This window comes from Amycolatopsis sp. NPDC048633, assembly GCF_040650695.1.
Lineage (GTDB): Bacteria > Actinomycetota > Actinomycetes > Mycobacteriales > Pseudonocardiaceae > Amycolatopsis.
In genome coordinates, this window is sequence record NZ_JBEZHS010000056.1 from 1 (window position 1) to 18,882 (window position 18,882).

Consider the following 18,882-nt stretch of genomic DNA (forward strand, 5'->3'; position numbering starts at 1 on the left):
GCCGCGGCCCAGTCGTCGGTGTTGATCGCCAGCGCCAGCGTCGAGAAGTCCTTGGGGTTCGACCTACAGGTACTGCCCGGTGTTCGTGGCGGTGTCGATCGCCCGCCCCGAGTCCGTGTTCTTGCCGGTGACGAGCGTGCGGATGTAGACGATCCGCTCGCCCTTCTTGCCGGAGATCCGGGCCCAGTCGTCCGGGTTGGTGGTGTTGGGCAGGTCCTCGTTCTCCGCGAACTCGTCGACGATCGCGTCCAGCAGGTGCTGCACGCGCAGGCCGGGCTGGTTGGTCTCCAGCACCGACTTGATGGCCGACTTCTTCGCCCGGTCCACGATGTTCTGGATCATCGCGCCCGAGTTGAAGTCACGGAAGTACAGGACCTCCTTGTCCCCGTTGGCGTAGGTCACCTCGAGGAACCGGTTGTCGTCGCTCTCCTCGTACATGCGCTCGACGGTGTGCTGGATCATCGCGTCGAACGTCGCCTTGGCGTCGCCGCCGAACTCGGCGAGGTCGTCGGCGTGGATCGGCAGGCCTTCGGCCAGGTACTTGGAGAAGATGTCCTTCGCGCCTTCGGCGTCCGGACGCTCGATCTTGATCTTGACGTCGAGCCGGCCCGGCCGCAGGATCGCCGGGTCGATCATGTCCTCGCGGTTGGAGGCGCCGATGACGATGACGTTCTCCAGGCCTTCGACACCGTCGATCTCCGACAGCAGCTGGGGCACGATCGTGGTTTCCACGTCGGACGAAACGCCCGACCCACGGGTCCGGAAGATCGAGTCCATCTCGTCGAAGAACACGATCACCGGAGTGCCCTCGGAGGCCTTCTCCCGCGCCCGCTGGAAGATCAGGCGGATGTGCCGCTCGGTCTCCCCCACGAACTTGTTGAGCAGCTCGGGGCCCTTGATGTTCAGGAAGTAGGACTTCCCGTCCTCGTTGTCGCCCCGCGCCGCCGCCACCTTCTTGGCCAGCGAGTTCGCGACCGCCTTGGCGATGAGCGTCTTGCCGCAGCCCGGCGGGCCGTAGAGCAGGACGCCCTTGGGCGGGCGCAGCTGGTACTCCTGGTAGAGGTCGGCGTGCAGGAACGGCAGTTCCACCGCGTCCCGGATCTGCTCGATCTGCCGGGTGAGGCCGCCGATGTCCTCGTAGCGGACGTCCGGCACCTCCTCCAGCACCAGGTCTTCGACTTCCGCCTTCGGCACGCGCTCGTACGCGTAGCCGGCCTTGGAGTCGACCAAGAGCGAGTCGCCCGGCTTGAGCGGCTGCTCGGCCAGCAGGTCGGAGAGCAGGACCACCCGCTCTTCGTCCGCGTGCCCGACCACCAGCGCGCGAAGGCTGCCGCCCTCTACGTCGGCGGCGAGCACCTCACGCAACGCGCACACCTCGCCGGTGCGTTCGAAGCCGCCGGCCTCGACCACGGTGAGCGCCTCGTTGAGCCGCAGCGCCTGGCCGCGACGCAACGACGAGAGCTCGACCGCGGGTGAGACCGACACCCGCATCTTCCGGCCCGCAGTGAAGACGTCCACCGTGTTGTCCTCGTACGCCTCGACGAAGACGCCGTACCCGGACGGTGGCTGGGCCAGCCGGTCGACTTCCTCACGCAGCGCGAGGAGCTGTCCTCGTGCTTCACGCAGGGTCTCGACCAGTTTGGTGTTGCGTTCGGTGAGCTGGCTCACCCTTTCCGAGGCCTCGGCGAGCCGCTGTTCGAGAACTCGGTTCTGCCGTGGCGAGTCGGTCAGTTTGCGGCGCAGCAGCGCCACTTCCTCCTCGAGAAAACGGATCTGCCTAGCCTGCTCGTCCGCCGTCGTCCCAGCTCCGGATGTTGCTGAAGGGTCGGCCTCCTCGCGCCGACCTCCGGGAAGGTCATGATGCATCGGGCACCTCCTCGGAGTGCTTTTCATTCCACGGTACCGGCGATCACCGACAAGAAAAGGCCTTTCCGGATCACAAGATCGGCGCGTCGCGGTTTCCTCGCCTGGTCCAGCACGGACATTCCCGCAGCGCAAGCGGCCATTTCGGTGCCGTGACCCCGGCGCGTCGCGGGCTCATCCGGGCTGGGACGAACCAGGCACGGCGGGAGTACCCGCTCCGCAGACGGCCCAACCCTGCCCCGCGATGACGATTCGGACGAGTTCCGCCCTAACCGCGCGGCGCCCCGGCCCGATGGCTAGCATCGGGCCGACGCCGGCCGCCTTGAGGACGGTGTCCGGAGTCGAAGGAACGCGAGGGGGCACCACCCATGACCTACCCGCCGCAGCAACCGGGCGGCTACGGCCAGCAGCCCGGCGGCTACGGGCAGCAGCCCGGGCCGTACGGCCAGCAGCCTGGCGGCTACCCCCAGAGCGGACCGCAGCCCCAGCCGGGCTACGGCGGCACCCAGCAGTTCGGCCAGCCCGACCCGTACGGGCAGCCGCAGCAGGGGGGTTACCCGCCGCAGACGGGCCCTCAGCCCCAGCAGGGCTACCCCCAGTACGGGCAGCAGGACCAGTGGGGCCAGCAACCGGGTGGTTACGACCAGCAGCAGCAGGGCTTCGGCGGTTACGACCCGTACGGGGGCGGCGGCTTCGGTGACGCGCCCCCGCCCAAGAAAAAGAAGACCGGGCTCATCATCGGCATCGCGGCCGCCGCGGTCATCCTCGTCGGCGGCGGCGTGACCTGGTTCGTCCTCGCCAACGGGGATGACAGCAACACGGCCGCGCCGCCTGCCAGCAGCAGCTCGGCGGCGCCGACGTCCGCACCGAAGACGTCGACCCCGAAGAGCAAGACCACCTCGCCGACCAGCCCGTCGACGAAGAGCAGCAAGCCCGCCGGCGGTCCCGCCCCGGCCGGCAAGGGGAGCTCGCAGGAGCTGTTCGACACGACGATCTCCGCCTACAACGCGGGCGACGAGAAGGCGCTGGCCGACACCATCTGCCGGAGTGTCTTCGAGGGCACCACGGGCGACATCCCGAAGGTCACGGTGAAGCTGACCGGCACGCCGCAGGACACCGGGGACAAGTCCACCGTGCGCTACTCGGCCACCGACGGCAGCAAGACCAAGGTCGGCACGATGTCGGCCCAGAAGGAATCCGGCCTGTGGTGCCTGTCCAACGTGAAGGCGGACGGCTCGTGAGCCCGCGCCGGCGGTGAACCGCGCGCTCGCCGCCGGGCTCGTGCTGCTCGGTGTCGCCGGAGCGGGCGTGGTGCTGGGACTGCTGCTCGTCGCGCCGTCCGGCTCCCCGCCCGCGCCGTCGACCTCGGCGCCCCCGCCGACCCGCGCGTCGACGTCCACGGCGCCCTCCGCGGTCGACACGGCGGCGGTGAACGTGCTGGCCCGCGCGATCGTCGACGCGATCACGGCGCACGATTCGGGGGCGTTCGGCAAGCTGACGTGCCGCCCGCAGAGCGCGGAGGCCCTGGCGGGGCTGCAGCGCACGTGGGACGCGGCCGGCCCGGTGACGGCGACCCTCCGGGAGCCGCCGGAGGTCCGCGGCGAGTCCGCGACGGCGAAGGTGCACGTCGAGGCGGCGGGCGGGACGAAGGACACGCCCTTCCCGCTGCACAAGGAAAACGGCCGCTGGTGCGTGCCGGGCTAGCCCGGCGGCTCGAACCCCGCCGGCCAGCGGGTGGTCGCGTCGGCTTCGGCTCCGTCGAGAAGCGCACCGTCGAGATCGGCACCCGTGAGGTCGGCTCCGCGGAGATCCGCGCCCCGCAGGTCCGCGCCCCGCAGGATGGCGCCGGTGAGCGTCGCTCCGGCGAGTTTCGCGCCCTTCAGCGTTGCTTCTTCCAGGTTGGCCCCGGCCAGGCAGATCAGCGGAATGGCCAGACCGGGCAGGTCGGCGCCCCGCAGGTCCACCCGCTCCAGCTCCGACCCGTCCCCCGGCTCGATCACGTCACCCCGGCTCAACACGGCCAGTGCTGCGGCGACGTCGTTCGCCACCCCGCCCTCGCGGCGCGGAGTTCCGGAAGCCCACGGCGCGCGCAGGCAGATGAACGACGTCAGCAGGGCGTGGACGTGCCCGCGGTACCGGGGATCCAGCTCGACCAGCCGCTCGAGCGCGTAGACGGCGCCGTGCCTGGTCGCCTCGTTCTCCCCGGCTAGCTGCTCGATCGCCTTGGTGAAGAGGTCGATCGACCGGCTCTCCCGGTTCAGCTGCAGCTGCCGGGACGTCAGGTACGCACCCAGTCCGACGCCCGTGAGGGCCAGCAAGCCGCCCAGCGCCGGCAACAGCGTCGCCCGGACGTCGTTGACGGCTTTCAGCCGCTCCGCCGCGCTCAAGCCGGTCGCCCCTCCGACGAGCCAGGACGGCGCGAACACCACACACAACGCGGTCACCCCGGCGAACCCGGCCGCGGTGACCGCGATCCCGAGCCGCCGGCGGGCGGTCATGGTGTCAGCCCTTGCCCTTGGCGGGCCGCCGGGACACGCGCGGGGACACGGTGCCGTCCGCGAGCCGACGGGCGGTGAGCAGGAACGCCGTGTGCGCGACCATCCGGTGGTCCGGGCGCACCGCCAGACCCACCACGTGCCACGGCCGCATCAGCGTTTCCCACGATTCGGGCTCGGTCCAGCACTGCTGTTCGCGCAGGGACTCCGTGACGCGCGAAAGCTGGGTCACGGTCGCGACGTAGACCGTCAGCACGCCGCCCGGCACCAGGTGGGCGGCCACGTTCGGCAGCTGGTCCCACGGGGCCAGCATGTCCAGCACGACCCGGTCGACCTCGCCCTCGTGCGACGCCAGGTCCGCCACCGTGAGCGACCAGTTCGCCGGCTTCTCGCCGAAGAACTTCACGACGTTGTGCTCGGCGTGCACGGCGTGGTCGTCGCGGATCTCGTAGGACTGCACGCTCCCCGCCGGGCCCACCGCGCGCAGCAGCGAACACGTCAGCGCGCCCGAGCCCGCGCCCGCCTCGAGCACGCGCGCGCCCGGGAAGATGTCGCCCCACATCACGATCTGGGCGGCGTCCTTCGGGTAGATCACCTGCGCGCCGCGCGGCATCGAAAGCACGTAGTCCGGCAGCAACGGGCGCAGCGCCAGGTACGTCGACCCGCCCGCGGACGTCACCACCGAGCCCTCGGGACGGCCGATCAGGTCGTCGTGGGCGAGCCCGCCGCGGTGGGTGTGGTACTCCCCGCCGTCGGCCAGCGTCAGGGTGTAGTGGCGCCCCTTCGAGTCGGTCAACTGCACCCGATCACCCGCGCGAAACGGTCCGCTGACCGACAACACTTCCTCCAGTACCCCGAATGGCCGACGACAGATCTTCGCAGGCCGCCCGGGCCGTGGCCGCAGCGGGTCTCAGCGGGTGCGGCGGTTCAGCGCGGCCCGCAGGTCGTCCCGGCGCAGCACGCCCGCCGGGCGGCCTTCGTCGTCGACCACCAGGAACTGCCACGCCGCGGTTTCGCGGACCCGCTCGACGACGTCCTCCCCCGGCTCCGAAGCCAGCAGGACCGTCTCGGCCCGGATCGGCTCGGCCGCGAACTCCGCCGGCGCGTTCGGCGACGTGCCCGCGAGCCGCTCCGCCGCGCCCGTGTCGAGCAGCCCGGCGGCGACGCCGTCGGCGCGGACCAGCACCACGCCCCGGCCGGCCGAGGCGGCCAGCGCGTCCGACACCGGGCTCTCGGCGGGCAGCTGCAGCACCGGCCGCACCAGCTGGCCCAGCTCGAGTCCTTCCGGCCAGGTGCGGCGCGCTTCCGCGGCCAGCTCCGACCGCGCGCCGAGGATCACGAACCACGCCGTGACGACGCAGACGCCGAGGCGCAGCCAGCGGTCCGGGCTCCCGGTCGCCAGGCCCCACAGCGCCCACACGAGCAGCCCCGCGGCCACCACCGCACCGCCGACGACCGCGGCACGCGTGCCCTTCGCGCGGATCCCGGTCGCCGCCCAAACGCCCGCGCGGACCAGCCGGCCGCCGTCCAGGGGCAGGCCGGGCAGCAGGTTGAACACGCCGACGGCGAGGTTCGCCACCGCGCACTCGGCCACCAGCATCCAGACCGCGCCGTCGGGCGGGACGGCGAACATCAGCAGGCCGCAGAACCCGCCCAGCAGCAACGACACCGCGGGGCCGGCCGCGGCGACCAGGCCCTCGTGGACCGGCCGCTTCGGCGTGCGGGCCACTTCGGACAGCCCGCCGAGCAGGAAGAGGCGCAGCCGCCGCACCGGGATCCCCAGCCGCAGGGCGGCCAGGCAGTGCCCGAGCTCGTGGGCGAGCACCGACAGGCCCAGCAGCAGCGCGAACGCGCCGGCCAGCAGCCACGACGTCAGCGTCGAGGCGTCCGGGAGCAGCCGCCCGACCAGCGGCGCGTACAGCACGACGACGACCAGCGAGCCGACCCACCAGGACGGCGCCAGCAGCACGGGCACGCCGGCGACCCGGAACAGCAGGAGGCCGCCGTCCGAGTGGACGGCCTGCCGGGTGCCCCCGGTGCCCTGCTCACTGGTCGCGGCCATGCCGGAGAGCCTAGAGCCCCCGGTGTGGGGAGCGGGTGATCCGGTCCGGCTGATGTCGAACGGGGCCACACCCGTACCCGGACGGACGACTCGCGTACCCGGAGAGTCGGCCCACGTACCTGGACAGTCGGCTCACGTACGTGGAGGGTCGGCTCACCGCTGGGTTGAGCCGACCCTCGGGGTACGCGAACCGACTTCCTGGGTACGCGAGCCGACCCTCGGGGTACGCGAGCCGACCCTCCGGGTACGGCGGTTGTCCGGACCTGTCCGGGGTGGCGGGCGTTGCGGTCGCCGGAACTGTCGTACCCCGGCGTTACGCTCTGCCCATGCCCGACGCCGACACCGTCACCACGGATGCCCCAGACTCCGCCGTCGCCACCGTGCGGCGGCGGCCCGCGTTGTCGCCGTCGAGGGCCAGCGACTTCAAGCAGTGCCCGCTGCTCTACCGGTTCCGCGCGGTCGACCGGCTGCCGGAGGTCCCGACCAAGGCCCAGCTGCGCGGCACGCTCGTCCACTCGGTGCTGGAGCGGCTGTTCGCGCTGCCGGCCGCCGAGCGGGTTCCCGCACAGGCGCGGGAGCTGCTCGGTCCGGCGTGGACCGAGCTGTCCGAAGACCGTCCGGAGTGGACCGAGCTGTTCGAGGGCGGGAAGCCCGACGACCACGCGGACTGGTTGCGGTCGGCGGAAAAGCTGCTGGACTCCTACTTCGAGCTGGAGGACCCGCGGCGGCTCGAGCCGGAGGCGTGCGAGCTGCACGTCGAGATCGAGCTCGGCTCCGGCGTCCTGCTGCGCGGCTACATCGACCGGGTGGACGTCGCCCCGACCGGCGAGATCCGGGTCGTCGACTACAAGACCGGCGCCGCGCCGCGCGAAATCGGCGAGGCCAAGGCGATGTTCCAGATGAAGTTCTACGCCGTGGTGCTGTGGCGGCTGCGCGGGATCGTGCCGCGCCAGCTGAAGCTGATGTACCTCACCGACGGCCAGTCGCTGGCCTACACGCCGGACGAAGCCGAGCTGCTCCGCTTCGAACGCACGCTGGAGGCCATCTGGCAGGCCATCCTCAAAGCGGGCAAGACCGGCGACTTCCGCGCGAACAAGAGCAAGCTGTGCAACTGGTGCGACCACCAGGCGCACTGCCCCGAGTACGGCGGCACGCCACCGGCGTACCCCGGCTGGCCGGAGCCCGACGCGGGCGAAGAGACCCCGCTGGACCGGGCCGACTGATGGCCGACGCCTTCTACGTCCCGCTCGGCGGCGACCGGTTCTCCGCGACCGCCCACACGGCCGGCCCCTGGTCCCCGGACTCGCAGCACTTCGGCCCGCCGTCGGCGTTGCTGGTCCGGGCCCTCGAAAACGTCGAACCCGCGCACCCCGCGGAGCTGGCGCGGGTGACCGTGGAGATCCTCGGCCCGGCCCCGGTCGCCGACCTCACCGTGCGCGCCCGGATCGAGCGGCCCGGCCGGTCGGTCGAGCTGCTGCAGGCCGAGCTGGCGAGCGCGGATCGCGTGGTGGCGCGAGCTTCGGCGTGGCGCATCGCGACGTCGGACACGGCCGAGATCGCCACGGACGGCGGGCCGCTCATGCCCGCGCCGGACAGCGTCACGGAGTCGCCGTGGCCGGAGGGCTGGCAGGCCGGCTACCTCGACGCCGTGGAGTGGCGCGCGGTGCGCGGCGGCATGGACGTGCCCGGCCCGGCGGCCGTCTGGGCCCGCCAGCGCGTCCCGCTGGTCGACGGCGAGGAGCCGAGCGGGCTGCAGCGCCTGTTCACGGTCGCCGACTCCGGCAACGGCGTGTCCAACTACCTCGACCCGCGCAAGTGGTGGTTCATCAACTCCGAACTGACCGTGCACCTGCGGCGGCCGCCCTCGGGCGAGTGGATCGGCCTGGACGCGGTCACGCTGGTCGGCAAGCACGGCGTCGGCACGGCGACGAGCATCCTGCACGACGGCGACGGTCCGGTGGCCACCGGCGCGCAGGCGCTGCTGGTGCGACCGCGACAGGCCGGGGGCGGATAGCCACCCACAACGGGCCCGCATCCAATAGCCTTCGCGGAACGACCGACATGAGGAGCGCTCCGGCATGCAGATCACCTCGGTGGTCAACCAGAAGGGCGGGGTCGGCAAGACCTCGCTGAGCGTCGGCACCGCGGCCGCACTGGCCGAACGGGGCCGGCGGGTGCTGCTGGTCGACCTCGACCCGCAAGGCCACGCGACGACCGAGATGCTCGGTCTGGACGAGATCCGCGGGGACGCACCGACCCTGGCGAAGGCGCTGGCCAAGAAGTGGAAGGGGCCGATCGAGGAGCTCGTCGTCCGGCACCCGCGCAGCAACCTCGGCAAGGGCGGCGCGCTCGACGTCATCCCGACGTCGCCGGGGATGTTCGACCTGATCCGGCGGCTCGACTCGTTCCGCGTGCCCGGCTGGCAGCTGGCGCGGGTCATCCAGTTCGCCAACTACGACCACTGCATCATCGACTGCCCGCCGGCGCTGGACGTGCTGACCAACAACGCGCTGGCGGCGTCACACGGGATCCTGGTGCCGGTCCAGCCGGACAAGACGAGCATCCGCGCGCTGCGGTTGCTGGCCGACCAGGTGCGCTACGTCGAGCAGACCGTCGGCCGGCAGCCGCTGTCCTGGTTCGGCCTGGTGCCGAGCCTCTACCGGCGGCCGATCTCGCACTACGCGGCCGCGGCGCTGCAGGAGATGTACGAGTTCGGCATCCCGATGCTCTCGCACCTGCCGCTGGGCGTGGTGATGAACGAGGCGGCCGCGCACGGCGTCCCGGTCACGACCTACGCCCCGGAAACCCTGCAGGCGCTGTCGTTCCGCGAGATCGCGGGCACGCTCGACACCTACCTGGAGCAGAACTCGGCGCCCGCGGTGATCCCGGCCGACGAGGAGTTCGTCTTCGAGGACTTCATCTCCGAGGTGTCGGTGGCCCGCAACGCCAACGACAACGGCGCCCGCAAGGGCCTCTACGACCTGCTGCCGAAGAAGCCGCACCGCCCCCGCTGACCCCGGTTCGCGGGCGGGCAGCGAATTCCCGCCCGCGAACGCAGTGGTTCAGAGGCGGCAGGAGCGGATGTCCGACGCCAGGATCGCCTTCGCGCCCACCTCGGCGAGCTCGTCCATGACCCGGTTGACGTCCTTGCGCGACACCATCGCGCGCACCGCCACCCAGTCGTCGTCGGCCAGCGGAGCCACCGTCGGCGACTCCAGGCCCGGGGTGATGGCGATGGCGCGCTCGACGAGCGTGCGCGGGCAGTCGTAGTCCAGCATCAGGTACTGCTGCGCGAAGACGACCCCGCGCAGCCGCGCCGCGAGCTGGCTCTTCGCCTTGCTCTGCTCGGTGCCCTTCCGCTGCAGCAGCACCGCTTCCGACACGCAGATCGGGTCGCCGAACGCGACCAGGTTGTTCTGCCGCAGCGACCGGCCGGACTCGACGACGTCGGCGATCGCGTCCGCGACGCCGAGCTGGATCGAGATCTCGACCGCGCCGTCGAGGCGGATCACCTCGGCGGTGACGCCGTGCCGGGCGAGGTCCTCGCGCACCAGCCGCGGGTACGACGTGGCGAGCCGCTTGCCCTGCAGGTCGGCCGGCTTCCAGTCCTGGCCCGCCGGGGCCGCGTAGCGGAACGTCGAGCCGCCGAAGCCGAGGGCCTGGATCTCCTCGACCGGCGCGCCCGAGTCGAGCGCGAGGTCGCGGCCGGTGATGCCGAGGTCGAGGTCGCCGGAGCCGACGTAGATCGCGATGTCCTTGGGGCGCAGGAAGAAGAACTCGACCTCGTTGACCGTGTCGAGGATCGTCAGGTCGCGCTGCTCATGCCGCTTCCGGTAGCCCGCCTCGCCGAGCATCTCCGTCGCGGTGGCGGCGAGGGCTCCCTTGTTCGGCACGGCAACACGCAGCATTTCGCTTTTCTCCTCGTTTTTCGAGCGACCCGTCACAGGTAGCGGTAGACGTCCTCGGTCGACAGGCCGCGCCCGAGCATCAGCACCTGCAGCCGGTACAGCAGCTGGGAGATCTCCTCGGCGAGGCGCTCGTCGGACTCGTGCTCGGCCGCGATCCACACCTCGCCGGCTTCCTCCAGCACCTTCTTGCCCTGGGCGTGCACCCCGGCGTCCAGGGCGACGACGGTGCCGGACCCGTCGGGACGGGTACGCGCGCGCTCGGCAAGCTCCGCGAACAGCTCATCGAAGGTCTTCACGGTCTGCAGATCCTTCCATCCCGGCCGGGCCCGTACCGCCCCGGGCCGGTCCGGATGCCGCCGATGTCACACCTCCGTGGACATCCGTTCCCGAGGGATGGGATCGATCCTGGTCAGAAGAGCGCTTCGCGCGCCTGTTCGAAGTCGAGCAGATACCGCTTGCGCTCGAGGCCGCCGCCGTATCCGGTGAGCGAGCCGGTCGAGCCCACCACGCGGTGACACGGCACGATGATGCCGATCGGGTTCTTGCCGTTCGCGAGACCGACCGCACGCGACGCGGTGGGCTGCCCCAGCCGGTCGGCCAGCTCGCCGTAGGAAGTCGTGGCGCCGTACGGGATCTCCTGCAGCGCCGTCCAGACCCGCTGCTGGAACGGCGTGCCCACGAGGGTCAGCGGCAGCTCGAACCGGTGCCGCTGGCCGGCGAAGTACTCCTTCAGCTCGGCCTCGGCGCGGGCGAAGATCGGCGCGCCCGGGTCGGGCTCGCCGAAGGTGAGCTCGTCGGGACGGTGCCGTTGCCGCACCATGTACAACCCGCAGAGGGCCTCGCCCCGGGCGACCAGGGTGAGCGGGCCGCAGGGGCTGTCCACCACCGTGTGGGAACGCATGGGTCTCCTAAGCCGCGGGCATGCGGTTGATCGCGTGGTCACCGGTGGCCCACAGGTGCTGGGTGGCGTAGGCGCGCCACGGGCGCCACGCCCCGGACCGGGCGACGACGGCGGCCTGGCCGCCGAGGCCGAGCAGCTCGGCGGCGTACTTGATGCCGAGGTCGGTCGGGAGGAACGCGTCCGGGTCGCCGAGCGCGCGCATGGCGATGCTCTCGACCGTCCACGGCCCGAAGCCCGGCAACGCGGTCAGCGCCGCCCTGGTCGCTTCCCAGTCGCTGCCCGCGCCGAGGTCGAGCCCGCCGGTCAGCGCCTCGACCAGGGCGAGCAACGTCCGGCGCCGGCTGCGCGGCATGGCGAGCGTCTCGGGATCCAGCGAGGCCAGCGCGTCCGGGGACGGGAACAGGTGGGTCAGCCCGCCCTCGGGGTCGTCGATCGGCTCGCCGTGGGCGACGACGAGCCGGGCCGCGTGGGTCCGCGCCGCCGCCGTCGAGACCTGCTGCCCCAGCACGGCCCGCACGGCGAACTCGGGGCCGTCGACCGTGCGCGGGACCCGGCGGCCCGGCGCGGCTTCGACCAGCGGCGCGAGCAGCGGATCGGTGCCGAGCTGGTCGTCGACGGCGACCGGGTCGGCGTCGAGGTCGAGCAGCCGGCGGCAGCGGCTGGTGGCGGCCGGCAGGTCCCGCAGGTCGGTCAGGCTGAGCCGGCACGCGATGTGACCGTCCTCCGGCCGCAGCGCGACGATGCCGTGGCCGTGCGGCAGCCGCAGCGTCCGGCGGTAGGCGCCGTCGCGCCACTCCTCGACGCCCGGCACGCCGGTCGCCACGAGGTGCCCGAACAGGTTGTCCGGGCAGAGCGGCTTCCGGTAGGGCAGCCGCAGCAGGATCGCCCCGGCCGACGGCTTGCCCTTCGCCCGGCTGCGCAGCTCGGTCGGCGAGAGCGCGAAGACCTCGCGGACGGTGTCGTTGAACGACCGGATGCTGCCGAACCCGGCCGCGAGGGCCAGCTCGGTCATCGGCAGGGTGGTCGTCTCGATGAGGGTCCGCGCGGTCTGCGCGCGCTGGGCCCTGGCCAGCGCCAGCGGGCCGGCGCCGAGCTCGGCGAACACCTGGCGCTCGACCTGCCGGACGCTGTAGCCGAGCCGGGCGGCGAGGCCGCGGACGCCATCGGTGTCGACGACGCCGTCGGCGATCAGCCGCATCGCCCGCGCGACGAGGTCGGCGCGTTCGTTCCACAGCGGCGACCCCGGGCTGGCGTCCGGGCGGCAGCGCTTGCAGGCACGGAACCCGGCCTGCTGCGCGGCCGCGGCGCTCGGGTGGAAGCTCATGTTCTGCCGCTTGGGCGGCACCACCGGGCAGCTGGGCCGGCAGTAGATCCGGGTGGTCAGGACCGCGCAGTAGAACCACCCGTCGAACCGGGCGTCCTTCGCCTGCACGGCTCGCACGCACCGTTCGAAGTCCTCGTACACGCCCCCAGCATCGCCGACCCCCGGAGCCGGGGCTAGCGGAAATGCGACATGGCCGTACTCAGCCGAGCAAGGCCGCCAGCGCCGGTACGTCGATCCCGACCAGGGAGTCGCGGAACACGCGCCGCTCCCCCGGCGCGACCGGGACGTCGTTGGGGATCACCAGCACCGTGCAGCCCGCCGCGACCGCCGATTCGGTACCCGGCGGCGAGTCTTCGACCGCGATACACCGCGCCGGGTCGACACCGAGCAGCTCGGCCCCCTTGAGGTACGGGCGCGGGTGCGGCTTGTTGTGCCCCTCGACCTCGTCGCCGCACACCGTGACGTCGAAGAAGTCCCGTCCGATGGTGTTCAGCGCCAGCTCGGTCAACGCGCGCTCGGTCGAGGTGACCAGCGCCGAGGGCAGGCCGGCTTCGCGTACCGCCGTCAGTGCTTCGCGGGCACCCGGGCGCCACGGCAGCTCGTCGTCGAAGAGGCCGGCCGTGCGACGGCGGATCTCTCCCCCGGTCGAGGCGACCGCCTCCGGGGTCACCGGCCGGCCGACGACCTCGAGCAGGTAGGCCGACGTGTCGTCCATGTTGGACCCGACGAGCGTCATCCGCTGTTCCTCGGAAAGCCTGCCGCCGAGCCATTCCGCCGTCTCGTACAGCGCGATGTCCCACAGCTTCTCGGAATCGACGAGTGTGCCGTCCATGTCCCACAACACGGCGCCGAGACCGTCCACAATGGATCCCCCTCCAAGGGTCAGGTATTGAAGTACTTCGCTTCCGGGTGGTGGCAGACGATCGCGTCGGTCGACTGCTCGGGGTGCAGCTGGTACTCCTCGGACAGCTTCACGCCGATGCGGCCCGGCTCGAGGAGCGCGACGATCTTCGCCCGGTCCTCGAGATCGGGACAGGCGCCGTAGCCCAGTGAGAACCTCGCCCCACGGTAGCCGAGCTTGAAGAAGTCCTCGACGTCGTCCGGGTCCTCTGAGGCGACCGCCACACCGCCGGGGAGGGTCAGCTCGCCCCGGATGCGGCAGTGCCAGTACTCGGCCAGTGCTTCGGTGAGCTGGACGCCGAGGCCGTGCACCTCGAGGTAGTCGCGGTAGGCGTCGGCGGCGAAGAGCTCGTTCGCGTAGTCGGCGATCGGCTGGCCCATGGTGACGACGGTGAAGGGCACCACGTCGACCTGACCCGCGTCGCGTGGCCGGTAGAAGTCGGCCAGGCAGAGGCGCCGGTCGCGGCGCTGCCGGGGGAAGGTGAAGCGCAGCCGTTCGGGCGCGTCGGGCTCGGCCTCGGTGAGCACGACCAGGTCGTCGCCCTCGGCGACGCACGGGAAGTAGCCGTAGACGACGGCCGCGTGGGCCAGGACGCCGTCCGCGGTCAGCCGGTCCAACCAGTACCGCAGCCGCGGCCGGCCTTCGGACTCGACGAGCTCGTCGTACGTCGGGCCGGCGCCGCCGCGGGCGCCCTTGAGGCCCCACTGCCCCATGTAGGTCGCGCGCTCGTCGAGCATCGCGGCGTAGTCGGCGAGCGCGACGCCCTTGACCACGCGCGAACCCCAGAACGGCGGGGTGGGCAGCGGGAGGTCGGTGGCGACGGCCGAGCGCGCGGGCGGCGGCCCTTCGAGGGCTTCTTCCTCGGCCTTGCGGGCCTTGCGCGCCCCGGCGATCCGCAGCGAGCGTTCCCGGCGTTCCTTGCGCTCCTGGCGTTTCTGCTCCGCGTCGGCGTCCACAATGGGCGATTCGCCCCGCTTCGCGGCCATGATCGCGTCCATCAGCCGCAGTCCCTCGAACGCGTCCCGCGCGTAGCGGACGTCGCCGGAGTAGAGCTCGCTCAGGTCGTTCTCGACGTAGGACCGGGTCAGCGCCGCGCCGCCGAGCAGCACCGGCCAGCGCGCGGAGACGCCCCGGGAGTTCATCTCCTGGAGGTTCTCCTTCATGATCACCGTGGACTTCACCAGCAGCCCGGACATCCCGATCGCGTCGGCGCCGTTCTCCGCCGCCGCGTCGAGGATGGTCGTGATCGGCTGCTTGGTGCCGAGGTTGACCACCTCGTAGCCGTTGTTGGACAGGATGATGTCGACGAGGTTCTTGCCGATGTCGTGCACGTCGCCGCGGACGGTGGCCAGCACGATCCGGCCCTTGCCGGCGTCGTCGTCCTTCTCCATGTGCGGCTCGAGGTGCGCGACGGCGGCCTTCATCACCTCGGCGGACTGCAGCACGAACGGCAGCTGCATCTGCCCGGACCCGAACAGCTCGCCGACGGTCTTCATGCCGGACAGCAGCGTGTCGTTGATGATCTGCAGGGCGGGCCGCTGTTCCAGCGCCGCGTCGAGGTCGGCGGGGAGCCCGGTGCGCTCGCCGTCGACGATCCGGCGTTCCAGCCGTTCGAACAGCGGCAGCGCGGCCAGCTCCTCGGCCCGTGATGCCCTCGACGACGCCGCGCTCACACCCTCGAACACGGCCATCAGTTCCTGCAGCGGGTCGTAGCCTTCGCGGCGGCGGTCGTGGACGAGGTCGAGCGCGATCGCGCGCTGGTCGTCCGGGATCCGGGCCATCGGCAGGATCTTCGACGCGTGCACGATCGCGGTGTCCAGTCCGGCTTGGACGCACTCGTGCAGGAACACCGAGTTCAGCACCTGCCGCGCGGCCGGGTTGAGCCCGAAGGAGATGTTCGACAGGCCGAGCGTGGTCTGGGCTTCGGGGTGGCGCCGTTTGATCTCGCGGATGGCTTCGATCGTCTCGATGCCGTCGCGGCGCGACTCCTCCTGGCCGGTGGCGATGGTGAAGGTGAGCGCGTCGATGATGACGTCGGACGTCCGCAGGCCCCACTTCCCGGTGATGTCGGCGATCAGCCGGGACGCGATGTCGGCCTTCTTCAGCGCCGTCCGCGCCTGGCCTTCCTCGTCGATGGTGAGGGCGACGACGGCGGCGCCGTACTCGCTCACCAGCCCCATGACCTGGGTGAACCGGGACTCCGGACCGTCGCCGTCCTCGTAGTTGACGGAGTTGACCGCGCAGCGGCCGCCGAGCCGCTGGAGCCCGGCCCGCAGCACCGGGACCTCGGTGGAGTCGAGCATGATCGGCAGGGTGGACGCCGTGGCGAGCCGGCCGGCCAGCTCGGCCATGTCGGCGGTGCCGTCGCGGCCGACGTAGTCGACGCAGAGGTCGAGCAGGTGCGCGCCGTCGCGGGTCTGCTCGCGGGCGATCTCGACGCAGTCGTCGAAATGTCCCGCGAGCATCGCGGTGCGGAACGCCTTGGAGCCGTTGGCGTTGGTCCGCTCGCCGATCATCAGCACGCTCGCGTCCTGCTTGAACGGCACCGCCTGGTACAGCGACGACACGCCGGGCTCGGGTCGGGGCCGCCGCGGGACCGGGGCGGTGTCCGCCACGGCGGCGGCGAGCTGCCGGATGTGCTCGTCGGTGGTGCCGCAGCAGCCGCCGACCAGGCCGACGCCGAACTCGCGCACGAACCCGGTGAGCGCCTCGACCAGCGCTTCCGGGCCGAGCGGGTACACGGCGCCCGCCGGGCCCAGCTCCGGCAGGCCGGCGTTCGGCATGACCGACAGCGGGACCCGGGCGTGCTTGGCCAGCTGCCGCAGGTGCTCGCTCATCTCGGCCGGCCCGGTGGCGCAGTTGAGCCCGATCAGGTCGATGCCGAGCGGCTCCAGCGCGGCCAGCGCGGCGCCGACCTCGGTGCCGAGCAGCATCGTGCCGGTCGTCTCGACCGTGATCGACGCCAGGATCGGCACGGGCCGGCCCTCGGCGGCCATCGCCCGCTTCGCGCCGATGATCGACGCCTTGGTCTGGAGGATGTCCTGGGTGGTCTCGACGATCACCGCGTCCACGCCGCCGGCCAGCAGGCCGCGGACCTCCTCCTGGTAGGCGTCGCGCAGCGTGGTGAACGGCGCGTGGCCGAGCGTCGGCAGCTTCGTGCCGGGGCCGGCCGAGCCGAGCACGAACCGCGGGCGGTCCGGCGTCGCGAACTCGTCGGCGGCCTCCCGGGCCAGCCGCGCGCCCGCTTCGGCGAGCTCGAAGATCCGGCCGGTGATGTCGTACTCGGCGAAGTTGGCGAAATTGGCCCCGAAAGTGTTGGTTTCGACGGCGTCCGCGCCCGCCTCCAGGTAGCCCCGGTGGACCGAGCGGACGACGTCCGGCCGGGTGACGTTGAGGATCTCGTTGCAGCCTTCGAGGCCGTCGAAGTCGTCCAGGCTCAGGTCGTGGGCCTGCAGTGCCGTGCCCATCGCGCCGTCGGCCACCAGGACACGCGAGCGAAGCGCTTCGAGGAACGGCGACGACACCCGGTCGGACATGCTGAACAGGGTAAGGCCGGTGGTCGTAGGCTGGGTTGGTGAGTGAGCCCGTCGACGAGACCCCGCGGCCGCCTGGCGACCGCACCGAACCCACCCGGCCTTTGATGGTCGTCGCCTTCGAAGGCTGGAACGACGCAGGTGACGCGGCCAGCCGGGCGGTCGAGCACCTGCAGCTGAACTGGGACGCGACACCCCTGGCCGAACTGGAGCCTGACGACTACTACGACTTCCAGGTCAGCCGCCCGACCGTCCGGATGGTGGACGGCGTCACTCGACGGGTGGACTGGCCGACGACAACGCTGTCGGTGTGCCGTCCCGACGGGTTCGACCGCGACGTCGTGCTCGTGCAGGGCCCCGAGCCGAACATGCGCTGGCGCGCCTTCTGCGCCGAGCTGCTGGAGCACATCAAGCAGCTGGACGTCGCGACCGTGGTGACGCTCGGCGCGCTGCTCGCCGACACCGCGCACACGCGGCCGGTCCCGGTCACCGGGACGGCGTACGACAAGGACACCGCGTCGCTCTACGGGCTGGAGATGAACAACTACCAGGGCCCGACCGGCATCGTCGGGATCCTGCAGGACTACTGCGTGCAGGAGGGCATCCCGGCCGTGTCGATCTGGGCCGCGGTGCCGCACTACGTGTCGCACCCGCCATCCCCGAAGGCGACGCTGGCGCTGCTGCACAAGCTGGAGGACATCCTCGACGTCGAGATCCCGCTGGGCGCGCTGCCCGAGCAGTCCGAGGAGTGGCAGCGCACGGTCAGCGAGATGGCCGACGAGGACGAAGAGATCAGCGAGTACGTCCGCAGCCTCGAGGAGCGCGGCGACGCGCAGACCGAGGTCGCGGAACAGGACGTCAGCGGTGACAAGATCGCCGCGGAGTTCGAGCGCTACCTGCGCCGCCGCGGCCGAGGCGGCGGACAGGAAGGCTTCGGCCTGCGCTGAGCCTTACGCCGGCCAGCTGGTGGCGAACGCCCGGGCGGGGTTCGCCACCAGCATGGCCGTGACGACGTCGCCGCCGAGCACCTCGGTCAGCCGCGGTGCCAGCGTCGTGAGCAGGTAGGACGGGCCGGGCTGGGTGAGCGCGGCCGCCGTCGTCGTGTCGCCGCCGAGCAGGATCCGGCCACCGTGCCCCGCTTCCACCAGGGCCTCCAGGCCGTCGAAGAGCCGCCAGTCGGTCGCGTGGTTGGCCCGGGACGGGCCGTCGAACCCGAGGAACACGCCGGTCTCGGCGATCTCCCGCTGGATCCGGACGTCCGGGTTGCGGTTCAGGTGGCCGAGGATCACCCGGTCCGCGGGTACGCCGAGCTTTCCGCACAGCAGCTCGGCCGTCTCCAAGGCCGCCGTGCCGAGTTCGAGGTGCACGGCGATCGGCGCGCCGGTCTCCTCGTGGGCGACGGCCGCGGCGGTCATCGTCAGCCGGGCGTGGGAGTCGATCGTGTGGAATGCCCCGGCCACCTTGATCAGCCCGGCGCGCGGGCCGGTCCGCGGCTCGTCCGGCAGGTCCGCCGGCTGCGTGCCCTCGGTCAGGTCGGCGACGAACTCGCGCGCCAGACCGTCGATCACCCGGGCGAGGATCGCCGGCGCGTAGTGCTCCGCACGGTGCAGGCCGGTGGCCGCGACGACGTGGGCACCGATCTCGCGCGAGATCCAGGCGAGCTCGCGGGTCCGCCGCGTCAGGCCGTACGGCGTCCACTGGACGAGCGCCGAGCCGCCGCGCGCCTTGAAGTCCAGGAGAGCTTCCGCGGCCGCGGTCGGGTCGTCGAGCTCCTGGCCCGGCAGCAGTTTCGAGGCGAAGAAGAGGTGGTCGTGCGAGTTCGTCACGCCGAGTTCGGCCGGCTCGATGTCCCCCAGCACGGTGCGGACCTTGGGTTCCCCAGTCATGGCCGCCAT

17 protein-coding genes are annotated in these 18,882 nt (G+C 72.0%); 6 read left to right on the plus strand and 11 right to left on the minus strand.

The window, feature by feature from the left end:
• Nucleotides 1-63 precede the first annotated feature (63 nt).
• The gene (gene arc / locus AB0C38_RS46905; protein WP_284744987.1) at nucleotides 64-1,866 is read right to left on the minus strand and encodes a proteasome ATPase; all 1,803 of its coding nucleotides are present in this window, start codon (nucleotides 1,864-1,866) and stop codon (nucleotides 64-66) included.
• Between the two features lie 365 nt (nucleotides 1,867-2,231).
• On the opposite strand from arc, the gene AB0C38_RS46910 reads away from it, so the two are divergent.
• Together AB0C38_RS46910 and AB0C38_RS46915 are read left to right on the plus strand one after the other, a co-directional pair.
• Nucleotides 2,232-3,104 (plus strand): hypothetical protein, encoded by an 873-nt coding sequence (locus AB0C38_RS46910; protein WP_360687275.1) that lies wholly within the window; start codon nucleotides 2,232-2,234, stop codon nucleotides 3,102-3,104.
• A gap of 13 nt (nucleotides 3,105-3,117) precedes the next feature.
• Entirely contained in the window at nucleotides 3,118-3,567 is a 450-nt protein-coding gene (locus AB0C38_RS46915; protein ID WP_360687278.1) for a hypothetical protein, read from the plus strand.
• Here the strand turns inward: AB0C38_RS46915 and AB0C38_RS46920 are convergent.
• The 3 genes from AB0C38_RS46920 to AB0C38_RS46930 form a co-directional block, all read right to left on the minus strand.
• Nucleotides 3,564-4,361: a pentapeptide repeat-containing protein gene (locus AB0C38_RS46920; RefSeq protein ID WP_360687281.1), complete on the minus strand. Its 798-nt coding sequence runs from the start codon at nucleotides 4,359-4,361 to the stop codon at nucleotides 3,564-3,566. The two genes, AB0C38_RS46915 and AB0C38_RS46920, sit on opposite strands and share 4 nt — an antisense overlap.
• A 4-nt stretch (nucleotides 4,362-4,365) precedes the next feature.
• Nucleotides 4,366-5,196, minus strand: a complete 831-nt coding sequence (locus AB0C38_RS46925) for a tRNA (adenine-N1)-methyltransferase (protein ID WP_360687284.1) — start codon at nucleotides 5,194-5,196, stop codon at nucleotides 4,366-4,368.
• A 72-nt stretch (nucleotides 5,197-5,268) separates the two neighbouring features.
• On the minus strand, nucleotides 5,269-6,420 hold the full coding sequence (locus tag AB0C38_RS46930) for a site-2 protease family protein (protein ID WP_360687286.1): 1,152 nt from the start codon (nucleotides 6,418-6,420) through the stop codon (nucleotides 5,269-5,271).
• Nucleotides 6,421-6,746: 326 nt separating this feature from the next.
• Here AB0C38_RS46930 and AB0C38_RS46935 point away from each other — a divergent pair, with 326 nt between their 5' ends.
• The 3 genes from AB0C38_RS46935 (at nucleotide 6,747) to AB0C38_RS46945 (ending at nucleotide 9,434) form a co-directional block, all read left to right on the plus strand.
• Nucleotides 6,747-7,643 (plus strand): RecB family exonuclease, encoded by an 897-nt coding sequence (locus AB0C38_RS46935; protein ID WP_360687288.1) that lies wholly within the window; start codon nucleotides 6,747-6,749, stop codon nucleotides 7,641-7,643.
• A complete protein-coding gene (locus AB0C38_RS46940; RefSeq protein ID WP_360687290.1) occupies nucleotides 7,643-8,434 on the plus strand; it encodes a thioesterase family protein in 792 nt (263 codons plus the stop codon). Before AB0C38_RS46935 ends, AB0C38_RS46940 begins: the two co-directional genes overlap by 1 nt.
• A 64-nt stretch (nucleotides 8,435-8,498) precedes the next feature.
• Nucleotides 8,499-9,434, plus strand: a complete 936-nt coding sequence (locus AB0C38_RS46945; RefSeq protein WP_360687293.1) for a ParA family protein — start codon at nucleotides 8,499-8,501, stop codon at nucleotides 9,432-9,434.
• Between the two features lie 48 nt (nucleotides 9,435-9,482).
• Here AB0C38_RS46945 and hisG read toward each other — a convergent pair whose 3' ends face one another.
• From hisG to metH, 6 genes are all read right to left on the minus strand, one after another.
• A complete protein-coding gene (hisG, locus tag AB0C38_RS46950) occupies nucleotides 9,483-10,328 on the minus strand; it encodes an ATP phosphoribosyltransferase (protein WP_326949716.1) in 846 nt (281 codons plus the stop codon).
• A gap of 32 nt (nucleotides 10,329-10,360) precedes the next feature.
• On the minus strand, nucleotides 10,361-10,624 hold the full coding sequence (locus AB0C38_RS46955) for a phosphoribosyl-ATP diphosphatase (protein WP_155544123.1): 264 nt from the start codon (nucleotides 10,622-10,624) through the stop codon (nucleotides 10,361-10,363).
• Nucleotides 10,625-10,737: 113 nt separating this feature from the next.
• Nucleotides 10,738-11,229 carry a methylated-DNA--[protein]-cysteine S-methyltransferase gene (locus AB0C38_RS46960; protein ID WP_360687296.1) on the minus strand — a complete coding sequence of 164 codons (492 nt, stop codon included), beginning with the start codon at nucleotides 11,227-11,229 and terminating at the stop codon, nucleotides 10,738-10,740.
• 7 nt (nucleotides 11,230-11,236) lie between these two features.
• Complete coding sequence (locus tag AB0C38_RS46965; protein ID WP_360687299.1) at nucleotides 11,237-12,694, minus strand: AlkA N-terminal domain-containing protein; 1,458 nt, start codon at nucleotides 12,692-12,694, stop codon at nucleotides 11,237-11,239.
• A 58-nt stretch (nucleotides 12,695-12,752) separates the two neighbouring features.
• On the minus strand, nucleotides 12,753-13,415 hold the full coding sequence (locus tag AB0C38_RS46970) for an HAD family phosphatase (RefSeq protein WP_360687301.1): 663 nt from the start codon (nucleotides 13,413-13,415) through the stop codon (nucleotides 12,753-12,755).
• Between the two features lie 20 nt (nucleotides 13,416-13,435).
• Nucleotides 13,436-16,990: a methionine synthase gene (gene metH, locus AB0C38_RS46975; protein WP_360687304.1), complete on the minus strand. Its 3,555-nt coding sequence runs from the start codon at nucleotides 16,988-16,990 to the stop codon at nucleotides 13,436-13,438.
• Nucleotides 16,991-17,028: 38 nt separating this feature from the next.
• Between metH and AB0C38_RS46980 the strand changes: the two genes are divergently transcribed.
• Nucleotides 17,029-17,934: a PAC2 family protein gene (locus AB0C38_RS46980; RefSeq protein ID WP_360687308.1), complete on the plus strand. Its 906-nt coding sequence runs from the start codon at nucleotides 17,029-17,031 to the stop codon at nucleotides 17,932-17,934.
• 3 nt (nucleotides 17,935-17,937) lie between these two features.
• On the opposite strand, the gene AB0C38_RS46985 is transcribed toward AB0C38_RS46980, so the two are convergent.
• Nucleotides 17,938-18,873 carry a phosphotriesterase gene (locus AB0C38_RS46985; RefSeq protein ID WP_360687311.1) on the minus strand — a complete coding sequence of 312 codons (936 nt, stop codon included), beginning with the start codon at nucleotides 18,871-18,873 and terminating at the stop codon, nucleotides 17,938-17,940.
• Nucleotides 18,874-18,882: the final 9 nt, after the last annotated feature.